7 protein-coding genes are annotated in these 12,052 nt (G+C 45.7%); 2 read left to right on the top strand and 5 right to left on the bottom strand.

Annotated features, from left to right (window positions below; genetic code table 11):
• The first annotated feature begins 166 nt into the window (after positions 1-166).
• Both AB4238_RS12055 and AB4238_RS12050 read left to right on the top strand, forming a co-directional pair.
• The gene (locus AB4238_RS12055) at positions 167-2,179 is read left to right on the top strand and encodes an ATP-binding protein (protein ID WP_372033661.1); all 2,013 of its coding nucleotides are present in this window, start codon (positions 167-169) and stop codon (positions 2,177-2,179) included.
• Complete coding sequence (locus AB4238_RS12050) at positions 2,176-3,555, top strand: sigma-54-dependent transcriptional regulator (RefSeq protein ID WP_372033660.1); 1,380 nt, start codon at positions 2,176-2,178, stop codon at positions 3,553-3,555. The genes AB4238_RS12055 and AB4238_RS12050 overlap by 4 nt, the downstream gene beginning before the upstream one ends.
• Positions 3,556-3,621: 66 nt before the next feature.
• Here the strand turns inward: AB4238_RS12050 and AB4238_RS12045 are convergent, their stop codons facing one another.
• The 5 genes from AB4238_RS12045 to AB4238_RS12025 all read right to left on the bottom strand — a co-directional run bounded on the left by AB4238_RS12045 (position 3,622) and on the right by AB4238_RS12025 (position 11,739).
• Complete coding sequence (locus AB4238_RS12045; protein ID WP_372033659.1) at positions 3,622-4,887, bottom strand: dicarboxylate/amino acid:cation symporter; 1,266 nt, start codon at positions 4,885-4,887, stop codon at positions 3,622-3,624.
• A gap of 419 nt (positions 4,888-5,306) precedes the next feature.
• The gene (locus AB4238_RS12040) at positions 5,307-6,161 is read right to left on the bottom strand and encodes a hypothetical protein (protein WP_372033658.1); all 855 of its coding nucleotides are present in this window, start codon (positions 6,159-6,161) and stop codon (positions 5,307-5,309) included.
• Positions 6,149-7,369, bottom strand: a complete 1,221-nt coding sequence (locus AB4238_RS12035) for a phosphoenolpyruvate carboxylase (RefSeq protein ID WP_371991986.1) — start codon at positions 7,367-7,369, stop codon at positions 6,149-6,151. Before AB4238_RS12035 ends, AB4238_RS12040 begins: the two co-directional genes overlap by 13 nt.
• A gap of 42 nt (positions 7,370-7,411) precedes the next feature.
• Complete coding sequence (locus tag AB4238_RS12030) at positions 7,412-8,065, bottom strand: hypothetical protein (RefSeq protein ID WP_371991984.1); 654 nt, start codon at positions 8,063-8,065, stop codon at positions 7,412-7,414.
• Entirely contained in the window at positions 8,065-11,739 is a 3,675-nt protein-coding gene (locus AB4238_RS12025; protein ID WP_372033657.1) for an ATP-binding protein, read from the bottom strand. The genes AB4238_RS12030 and AB4238_RS12025 overlap by 1 nt, the downstream gene beginning before the upstream one ends.
• Positions 11,740-12,052: the final 313 nt, after the last annotated feature.

Genomic DNA, 12,052 nt, shown 5'->3' with positions numbered 1-12,052 from the left:
CGTGTGAGCTAGCTAACATTAGTAAATATGATCCATTCAGAGATAATTTAGCTCTGCAACGAGATAACAAGGCAGAGATTTTTCGACATGATGTAGATACTGCAACGGTTAAAAATCGAGAATTACTGCACAGTTAACGTGTATAAGTGCATGCTAAGATTAACTTATGAAAATACTCACTAAATTTTTATCCGCACTGTTAATACTGACTTCACTGCTGGTCACTCACACTGCAGTTGCTGAAGAAAGTAACAGCATTGTGTTTGGCGTTCATTCTAAAACAGCTCCGCTTGAATGGCGTAATAACGGTGTAGATCAAGGCTTCAACTTAGAACTACTGGATCGGATCGGCCAACTCACCGGTAAACGGATAGTGGTAAGACGCAAAACCTTTCAGCAGTTACTGACAGATGTTCATAACCCAGACTCTTTAATTGATGTGATCGCGGTAGTCAGCCCGGTGACAATCGATCGCGATCTTAGTCAGTCAGATCCGATCTACGCTACTCACGCAAAAGCTTACACCCTGCAAGGCAAATCTTTTATCGATGGCTGGGACGATCTAAAGGGTAAACGCGTCGCCATTAAAAAGGGTGCCTTCGTTGATGTTTATACCTCCGGTAAACAACAAGACTTTAAAAGAGTCGATGTAGATCTTTACGAGACAGGATTTCAGTTATTAATTAAGGGGCAAGTCGATGTAGTCATCGCTGAAAACTTTGTTGCCAGACGCTTAATGCCTTTATACCCCTCAATTCGCAGCTCTAGTGATCCACTGATCTACGGCGCGTTTAACTTTGTCAGTAATCGCAAGCATGAAGCATTAATGGCACACATTAATGATGCGCTGCGCCAACTGAAGCTATCGGGTGAATATGACCGTCTAGTGAATAAGTGGTTTGGTACTGGACGTGAGAAGGTCGATCTTAACTCCGCACAACAACGTATGCTGTCACTGGCAATTTTTGTTAGCTTAATTTCTGCTGTTGGTATGCTGCTCACAGGTTACGTCAGCCTTAGCTTACGTAAACGCAGCAAAGCGTTAAAACTAGAGTTGGCTCAACGCAAAAAAGCCGAAGCGGCTATTTCTAACCTGTCGAAACAGTTTCAGTCTGTACTCGATGGTATTCCTCATGGGGTTACCTTATTTAACCGCCAAGGCGAATGCCTATGGAGTAATGACAATAACCAACTACTCAAAAATCCTGAATTCCACTACATCGATGGACAACCATTTAAGCTATTGCCAAGCCTTATTGAAACCTTAGACAGCAACCGTTCCACGATTGCTGATATGGTTATTGGAAACCAGCATTGGCAACTACAACTGCACCCCATTGGCGATGACCAAGCAGTTATTTTGCTAGAAGAGACTACAGAGCAGCAACTACTTCGCCAAGCTAATGACGAGGCCAGTCGCTTGGCTTCGTTAGGGGAGCTTTCAGCTGGTATTGCTCATGAGATCAATAATCCCACAGGCATAATCATCCACTCAATTGCGTTTATAAACGATGCCCTAGCCGATCTTTCTATCGCTGCTGATAGCTACCAGAAACAGAACCCATTTTGGAATATTGCTGGATTAGCGCCTACATCCGCATTAACTGAACTCAATCTGAGTAGCCAATCGATTGTTGAGGGTGCCGATCGCATTAGCCGTATCGTTAACGACTTAAAACGCTATGCCTTACCAACCATCGCAGATGAATACCAATCGATATCACTGAATGAAGTGGTACAGGTCTCTTTGCGTTTAACAGCCAACCAGATAAAGACCCTAAATGTAGTCACTGACTTATACAGCCCAAGCCCCATTATTAAGGGCGATGCACAGCAGTTAAACCAAGTGCTAATCAACTTAATTCAGAACGCCTGTCACGCTATCGTATTGGATGCTGATACTTATGACAATGACCAGCATATAGTGCTCAAAACCCACGTTGAGGCAGAATTTGCTTACTTGACGATTACCGATAAAGGTCAAGGTATGGACAGAGCAACTTTACAACGGATCACCGAGCCATTTTTCACTACAAGACGCTCAAGCGGTGGCACAGGACTTGGACTGTCAGTTTGTAGCCGCATCATTAAAGAACATAAAGCTGATATGCAAATAAAGTCGCGCATTGGTATAGGTACCGTAATCACCCTTCGCTTTCCATTGGAGACTCAAACGTGAAACTAGCCAGAAACATTCTTCTTGTCGATGATGAAGCCTCATGGTTACGTACCCTAGCAATTACACTTAATAGGTTAGTTCCCGAAGCAAAAATCGATACCTGTGTCGACAGCCGACAAGTAATGAACCGCCTTGAAGTAACTGATTACGCATTGGTATTGCTCGACTTGACCATGCCATTTCACTCCGGTGAAGAGCTATTGGATATGATCCGTAATGCGCATCCCAATACTCGGGTCATTATCGTCACCGGTGTCAACGAGGTTGATACTGCAGTACGCTGTATTAAGCATGGCGCTTATGATTACTTTATTAAAACAGATAATGTCGATGACCTTGCCCGCACAGTACGCCGCGCATTAGAAGTCGTAGGGCTTGAACGGAACTATCTAAGAATTAAAGAGAGCTTTCTCAGCAAAACGCTTTCCCAACCTGAAGCCTTCAATAACATCCTTACTTGTGAGCCTGCATTGCTGGATCAATTTCGTTATTTTGAAGCGGTTGCCCCTAGTCCAGAACCTATTTTGATTCAGGGTGAGAGTGGCACAGGCAAAGATGAATTTGCTAAGTCTGCGCACCAACTGTGTTGTCCCGATGCTCCCTTTATCAACGTTAATCTTGCCGGGATCAGTGCCAGCGCCTTTGAGCTACAACTTTTTGGCCAGATTAAAACCTTAGACAATGGCCAGGTCAGCGCTCAAGCTGGCGTGTTACATCAAGTTCAATCTGGCTTACTGTATCTCAATGAGATTGGTGATTTGCCAGTAGAAGCACAGGCGAAGCTAGTGGATGTGATTGAGCATAAACAGTATTACCCCATTGGCAGCGATAAAGCCTACCCTGTGCTGTGTAAAATCATCACCTCAACGCAACATGACCTGCTAGCCTTAAGCAAAGCGGGTAAATTCCGTAACGACCTTCTCTATCGTTTGCGTTCTCACACCATTAAACTGCCTCCGCTTAGGCAGCGTAGGCTCGATCTATTCATGCTAATCAATCATTTCATCAGCTTAGCTGCTGAAGAGATGAACCTACCAAGGCCTGATCAGCCAAGTACCCTTGCCGCACAACTCGCAGACTATGAGTTTCCAGGCAATTTACATGAGTTAAAAGGCATGGTTTTTGATGCTGTCAGCAGAAGCGATGGTATTCAACTCAATATCAGCCCGTTTATGGAAGCCATCAACCTAAGTAAGGTAGTTGCAGAGGAAAGTGATCAATTAGTCTTTCCCAAAGAACTGCCAACATTGGCACAGATGGGAGATGCATTGATTAATGAAGCAATGAGCCGCACTGCCAATAGCCAAACGGCTGCTGCAAGAATGCTCGGCATTAGCCAAAGCGCACTGAGTCGTCGGCTAAAACAAGAAAAATAACGTTCGAGAATACCTACAAAAAACTCGCCTAGTTAGACGAGTTTTTAGGATTAAGCAGCCCTTAAGCTAGCTTGAGGTAACACTGTTTGATGCAGCCACCAGCTTAGCTTCTGCACGCTTTTCAGTTTCATCAACAATGGTCAATACCGCAGCGTCTCCGACCACGTTACATGATGTCAGTACCATATCGATAAGGCGGTCAAGCGCGGCCACAATCGCGAATGCTTCAACCGGTAGACCCATCTGATGAATAAGCACACCAATCATCACCATTCCGCCACCTGGAACACCACCAGCACCAACAGACAGTAGGAAGATGCTAAACAGTAGCGCAGGTAACTGATCCATGCCGATTGGCGCGCCAAACGCATTCGCAACAAAGAAGATAGCAATGGTGATGTAAATTGATACGCCGCCCATGTTCATTGTTGCCCCCAGCGGTACGCCAAAACCTGCTACAGCGCGATTAACACCCAGCTTCTCGGTTAAGGTGCGCATTGTCACTGGGATAGTAGCGTTTGAGCTGGCGGTTGAAAGTGAAAATAGGATCTGTTCACGGGTTTTTGCGCGGAACTCTTTGGCAGATACTGGAGTAAACATGCTTACAGCAAAAGGATAAACAACAAATATCCACAACAGCAGTAAGCTTAGAATGACCACAAGGTATTCTAATACGCTACCAAATATCGCAGCTTCAAGGGTTGCGCCTAGCTTAAGCATCAATGCGAACACACCAATTGGCGCTAACTGCATGACCACGCTAATAAGCTTCATCATGATTTTGTTGGCAACCTGAAAACCGCTCACTGCGCTTTTAGCTGTTTCACCAAGTGACTTAATCACGCCGCCTAGCAAAAGTGCCATAAAGATAACTTGTAGCATATTACCCGATGTAAAGGCGGCAACAGGGTTACTAGGCACGATACCCACAATAAGTTGTACTAAGTTTGGTAGCTCTGTAGCAACGATATCAACACCACCACTACTCGACATATCAACGCCTTTCCCCGGCGCTAACAGCAAAGCGACAGCTAATGCGGCAAAAATAGCCACTAAGGTATTAATGATGTAGAAGCCAAACGTTTTACCGCCTAAGCGGCCAAAACTATTGAGATCTTTCAGCTCGCAAACACCACATACAATTGAAACGAACACAAGTGGTACAACTAACATCATGATCATATTAACGAACATAGTGCCAGCGCCGGAGGCGATATCTACCACTGTACCGCTGAAGAAACCGATATCTGCGAGGAAGTATTGAATGATCGAGCCGAGGATCAAACCTGAAAATAGACCGATAAAGATCCGAGTAGAAAGTGATTTAGTCATTAACTTGCCTTATATTCGACACGTCTTATCGCATGTCTTCTATTGCCTTCAATCTTGATGGATATTTAATTCCCACCTATTAGTGGCAAGGATAGTGAAACATGCTGGCAAGAATTTCAATCAAAACTACTGAATTAGTTTATGAAACAATCTAACAACACCCATAAGGCAACCGGGTAAGTTGTTGTATAACCAATAAAATCAATCGCCACCCACAAACACAACCTCAAGTAACTTTTACACAAGCAACACCACGGCAACCCTACAGAAACAATTAGGCAAAAACACCAAAGTCAAAACAACCATCAATAAGACCAGTCGCAGCACTAAACGCCACCAAAAAACGATAAAACAATCAGTATCACTAGCCACTTTTAATAACCAGTGTTATCTAAAAGGAAGCTGTTGAATATTTATACTTAACAAGCTCGCGAATGGGTAATCAATTCTAGCTTGTGAGCTAGCAGATGCTGTTGCTTAATGCTGACTCGATGCTCGATAATAAACTGCTGTAATAGCTGCCAATCGGCGCTTTGCTGACTAATATACTTAAGCTGCTTATATTGCGCGATATAGTCTTCGGTGGAGCTTGCGGTAACCGCAAGTGATGAAAGCGCCGCAATGCTTGGAGCAAGCAGCTCAGTGACTCTGGGGGTAGTGAGTGCGATTTGTATACCAGCAGGATCGACATCAACAAATGCCACAACAGTTACCCTCTCAGGTAGCAGCTCAAGCAAAACACTAAGTCCTTTAGCCAATCCGTTATGCCCTCGATACACCACTAATGCATTGTTGAGCGATTCATCGACCGAAAACTGATGCCAGCAATCAAAGGCATCGAGGTTTTCAACAATCACTAGGTGAGTAATCGGTGTAGTCTGAGACTCCAGTAATTGAATGATGTGAGTAAGCGATATTCTAAGTGAGTACTCAAGTGGCAGATCCACATAAAAAGGTTGTGGCTTGAGCAGCACATACTGTTCATCAGGGGCTATTGCAGCGAGCTTTTCATAGCGACTGTGTTTGGCGACCTCAGCGCGAGTGCCTTCGAACGAGTCTTTAAGTAGCTCGCTACCAAAATAAACCGTCGACATTTGATTCAGTTGATGTAACTGCTCAGCACTAAATCGCAAGGCGCGGCTAGACTCATCAACATCACCAACTTCCAGTTCTGCGAATATCTTTTGCCAATTAGCGCTAAAGGACACCTTGCCAATGCGCTTTCGCAGCACATTGGCAATCAAATTGGCATGGACTTTAGTTAAGCGAGCCACAACTCAACATCACGGATCACGAAGTTACCGGTATAAACAGGGTCTGACTCGCCGATGGCTTCAAGCTCGAAATACTGCCTATGCTCTTCAGGCAAGCCTTCATAACCACAAATGACTTGATACAACCAACTTTCACGATCCCAGCTTAACGCTTGCTCATCGAGGTACTCTAATGCTGATTGACTCTTGCCTGAATCAATCACCGCACAGAAGTATGCATCAACCGCTAACTTGAGCGGGTTATCGGGAATATCAAAGTCTTCAGTTTGGCTTAGCGATACTGATACATCTTGCTCGGCGGTTACCTGTCCAGCATTAAGCCTATCGATGCGCTTAATATTGGAAACAATTTCAAACAGCTCAGGCTCATACAAAGTACTGTGAACATCTACCGCTGCAGGCGCAAGTAGCGCTTCGGCGCAGTTAAACAATGCAGGCAGTTGTTTATGGCTAACATGATCCGCTGGATGATAATCTGGATGAAGATCGGTATAAAGCAGCCAACCTTTAAGTAAACGAGTACGACCTCGAATTTGACGGAAACGACCAAGCAGCTCAAGCAGACGTCCCTGCACCACACTCAACTCTTGCGTACAATCGCTCAACGTATCTTGTAACGTGGTAACCAGTAACTTTCTCAGTTCACGTATATCACCAGCAATCTCGGTAAGCTCGCTAAACTTGAACATCTCTAAGCCGTTGAGCAGCTCTGTCACTTGCTGTTGTGCCAATTCATTTTCACGAATTTTAGCGTTGATGGTACCAACATAACCAAACTCGTTGTTAATACGGCTCCACAACACTCGAATCGAATAACGCAAACCATCGGCAAAGCTATAGACATGCTCACTTAAGTCAGCGAGATAAGCCTCAGAGGCTGCGTAATCAACATTGTGACGCGCTTCCTTATAATGATCAGCCAAGGTTTTAATACTGGCCAGCGAACTGCCAACATTAGAATCTATCTGACGGTTGCGCTCATCACTTAACGCTTCCTCTAATAGAGCACGCACAGAGCGCTTTAAACGCAGCTCTTGCTCCGCTTCAGGCCGCCACAATATATCGCTTTTACGTAACTTTTCTATGGCAGCTGCATTAGTTTCGTCTTCTGACACCGAGCCCGATAGATAAACATCCATCACCAGCTCAGCGTGACGCCCAAGCTGTTTGAGCAGCTTAACCCCTGCTTGATGTAAGTTACTGCTCATCGCCAGCTCCTAGTTCATCCTTGTATTGCAGTTGATTGCGCATCAAACCAGATCCCTCTGTGTCGCCGTTTCAGCTTGTGCCTCTAAGCTTAATCCTTCAGTTTCATCAATAAAACGGATCACTTCATATAGGTAATCAAGCTTGCCGGTGGCGATGAAAATCTGCTTCTCAGCGTTGGGTTTCGTTAAATACCCTAGCTCCACTAAGCGCTTAAACACCAGTTTTATCTGCGCATCTACATTACTACTGGTTGAACCAAACAGACGGTAATGGCTGATTTTAGCTAATTGCTCACGAAAAGCCGGCGTATCTTCAATGCGAGTCTGTAGCTCTGTCAGTCTAACTGCAGCGCCTTCAGACAAAGGCGCATCTTGACCGCTACCCTCTTGCACTAACACCAGCCATTCCACCAGCGGGATAAGCGCATTACAGATATCTTTAAACTGCGACGAAATGACCTTACGTTCACTTTCGCCTAGTTGCTGATAACCGCAAAAGAACACTTCACCTTCGCCCGCCGATCCAATCGTACGGTTTATTTGATTTAAGTAGACCTCAACACGCTCACGGGTATCTGGATTTTTCAGCGCGCGCCAGCCATCTTCATCGGTGGTACGGCAAATAAACTCGCCCTTTAATAAACGTTCAATCAGCGCACTGGTACCCACTAATGTCGTTTCTGTTACTTGGCTCATTACACAGCCTCCTGAGTACGTCGCTGACTAAGCTTTTCGGCAATCGAGTTAATCTGCGGTTTAACCACCTGCAGTTTTTTGGTTTGTTTATTAATAATATAACGATTAGCAAACAAGCTAAGCACCTCAGATTCAGGGTTCGGGAATGCGCCAAGTACTGAAATATTATTGTTCTCACAAGCATCAAATATCTTTTTCACGTTGCCATGATGCAAGGTGCCCAGCTCGTCAATGGGCCAGTGAATAGTCACCTCAGCACGGCCACGTAACAGGCGCGTGAATGCCAATAAGAACTTACATAAAATCAGATATGCCATACCATGGCTTGATGACTCGTTAAGCTGTCTGTCGGTACGAATAATCAGGTCGCTATTGCCCTCTTTTAGCCGCAGTTCAATCTCCAGTAACTTAGAAATTCCGCCCGATAATGCTGCGCGGCCAATAATATCTAACGCACGGCGCATACTATTGGTGTAATCCTCTCCCGGTAGTTCACTAAAGCCGTCAGCTTTCCATTGACGAAATGCTTTAACAAACGCTTCCAGCTCTGGCCAAAATTCTAACTCGCTAATACGCGAGCGGATCTTAACCGCAGATTCTGATACCCCATCAAGGAATAACTCTTCACCCACCTCACGGGTAATGCGGGCACTTTGAGTGGCAATACGGCGGTCAATATCGGCAAGTACATCGTAAAATGCGGTAAGATCAACACCGAAGATCCGTCCCTGCTCACGCAGCGCCATCATCGATTGCGGCACCATCACGTTCAGTAACTGCTCCAGACGTGGCACTAACTTGCGGTAATCGAGAATACGGATCCCTTTGTCATTAACAAAACTGGCTTCTTCACGTGCACGCTCCCATGTCTCAGATAAGCTTGAACCCGACTTACTGGCAATGACCGAATCAAAGTGTTCAACATACTGCTTAACTGAGCCCAGCAGTGAATCACGCTTTAACAGCTGTTCTTCACCTTGGCGCAGACGCTCACTGAGTCCGCCTTGAGCATCCTCATTATTCGCTGGCAGTTTAAGCTCAGTTAGTTTACGCATGACACTACGTAACTTAGTTAGATTTTCTGAGGCTTCAACTTGTACCGCATCAGAGCGTTTGCGCTCGCCGTCGAGTTCATTACGCTGTGATTTCACCTCATTGGATTTAGCTTTAAGCAGCTGCTCTAACGTCAAGCTGGCTTGCTTTACTGTACTGAGCTCAGTTTGCAACTTAGGCTTACGTTTCAGCCAAGTATGTTGATACCAGTCGTCATAACGTAGCACTTCACTACGGCGTTGTTCCGCTTTGCTGATATTAGCCTCAAGGGTGCGGATCTCGGTTTTTAGCGCAACTATTTTCGCTTCATCGATACCGCGAGATTTAAGCTCATTCTTGTACCACTGTTCACAGGCCTTTTGTTCACTTTTAGCGTGGTCACGACGGTTTTGGATATTCGCTTTAACCTGACCAAGCTGATTGTCTAACGCACCAACAACCTCTTGCCAATAAGCATTTTTCTCCATGCGCGCTTCTAACGCCTGCTCTTTTTGCTCTTCAAGCCACTCTTGTTGCTGTTGCTTTAATTGCTTCAGTTCGCTGTCGAGTCTGGCAAGTTGCTTTTGCGATGCAGACTTTCGCTCATTCAATGCTTGGTTGATCTTCTCTTGCTCAGCGCGTTTATCATCAAACAGCCGGCGCAGATCGTCGCGGCTATTTTTATAGGCGGTGCGGGCAAATGTTAGCTCACGTGCCATGGCATCGAGCTCGCTATTGACGGCCACTAACTTGGACTCAGCTTCTGCCTGTAACTCTTTAGCACTGGTTAGCATCTCTCTAGCATTAGCATGCTTGATGCGCAGCTCCTGCTCAGAGGCGGCATACTCAGGAGAATCGATCGCCTTTAGATCGAGCGCTATGCCGTATAGGGCTTCAAGATTTTCACCGCTGATAGTCGGATGCAAGTCGCTACGGTGCAGTAGATCTGAATTGATCACCTTACCTAAGGTGTTTTCCCAGCCATTGGCCTCTTTACGTAAGAACTCTAGTAACGTGTGTGACTGCGGGAACAAAATATGGTGCAGCTCTTCAAGCTCACTTTGGCGCTCTGTGACTCGAATACCAGCAACCCGTAAACTTTCATTAGCTTGATCGCGTTTAGCACGCAGCTTACGCTCTTCGCTCGTGAAGCGGTCAACCTTGGCGTTGCAGCTCTCTTGCTCCTCATCGGCGCGGGTAATTCGCTCATCAAACACCGCTAACGCCAGCTTTTCCTCTTCCGAGTAGGTCACGCTATCAACGCGTACTTTCAGTTCTGCGGCAGACAGCTTCAGTTGATACGCTTGCTCACTAAATTTAGCCTGACCTTTATCTGTGGCATCGCGCCATTGCTCTTCTAATGCTGCTAACTCAGAGCGGCCTTGTTCACGCTGTTTATCGCGAGACTCTCTTAAGCTGTCTTGCTCTTGGTGCAAGTTTTCCAGCTCTCGGTTAAGCCCTTCACCAATTTTACTGCGACGGGCGTTGTACGCCGCCTCAATATCTTGGTGCTTTTCAGTTTGTAGTTTATGTCGCTCAGACAAGTTTTCTAAGGTACCGCGCCAGCTGGGCAGCTGCTCGAGATCTAACTTAGCTTGTTCAATTTCAGCGTCTTGAAATGAAGCGTGTTGATCTTCAATCGAATCTAGCTCTTGTTCACACTTGGCCACATCACCCTTAGCGGCAGACAAGTCTAAGTTGAGCTCATCACGTTGCTCTTTCCACTCTTCGTCCAACTCTCTTAGTTTAGCGTTGAGTGCTTTTGACAAGTCTTGGTGATGCTCTTGTCTTTCGACCTCATCACTTTCATCTTTGCTGTAACCGCGGCGCAGGCTGGCAAGTCGCTGCTCTGTGCTTAGTAGCTGGTCAAACTCCTGTTCTAACTTTTCAAACTCTGGGCGAATAAGCTCAAACCCCTGAATAAGCTGACTCTCTTTTATCCAAGACTCAACATGTTGCGGGTTAATGCGAGAGCTAGGAGGATTAACACCATCCTCTTCAAGAATAGCGGCGATCATCGACTTGATCGTCTCCATCTTGCCCTCTTTCGAGTGCACCGCTTTCGCCAGTTTTTCAATATGGCGCAGCGAGTGTTCCGCCTCACACAGCGAGAATTGACGAGCGTAATTACGTAGTTCGGTGCGGTTACTGCCGGTACTCAATAATGCTCTATCGTTCTGAATAATCGCCCTAAACTCTCGAGTATTGAGTAGGTTAGTGACCGCTGTACCCGCGCGCTTCATCTCACGGCCAAGTTCAGCCATGGTAAAACACTGAATGTTATCTCCCTGCTGGGTTTTAATATAATCATCTAGCTCAAAGCCTTTACCGATAAAGCGGTAATTAACCCCTTTACCATCGCCCGCAGAGGCTAATACTGCTTGGTAAGCGAGTCCGTCAGACTTGATATATTCATAGATGATAAAGCTCGATTCGTGCGGCAGATACCAGCGCTCAAAACTATCACGAGTAGAGGGGACAACTCGGCTTGGGTACTCACCGTAAAAAACCGGCACCAAGCGCTGTAGCGTGGTTTTACCCGATGCGTTAGTACCGCATATGTTGGTATGGCCATCAAGGGCGAGTTCAACTACGCCTGGCAAGTGAGTATCAATCAGTACGATGCGATTTAAGCTTGGCATTACATTCCTTAATCCAAACGCAGCTTGCAGCAAAAAGGCTAGCAAGCTGTTACGTGTCGCGGTGATAGCAACACGCATATAAAGAGGTTGATAATAAAATTAGCTGGTCACTAAATTAAAGGAAAGCGTCGCGCTTGGCAATCATCGCCAAGCAGCTATTTTGCTGACTTTAGTGACTAAATCAGGGAAGCGCGATCATACGCCATTTTCTGCGGTGAAGGTGCTCAATCAATCGGCAATTGAGCACCTTATTGAAAACAATATAAGAGGTATCAATTTGCGGCAGCTTTAATGAGTTATACCAATCAGTATA

Origin of the sequence: Shewanella sp. 10N.286.45.A1, from assembly GCF_041470405.1 — a bacterium.
GTDB lineage: Bacteria > Pseudomonadota > Gammaproteobacteria > Enterobacterales > Shewanellaceae > Shewanella.
This window is presented reverse-complemented; position numbering and strand designations above follow the sequence as displayed.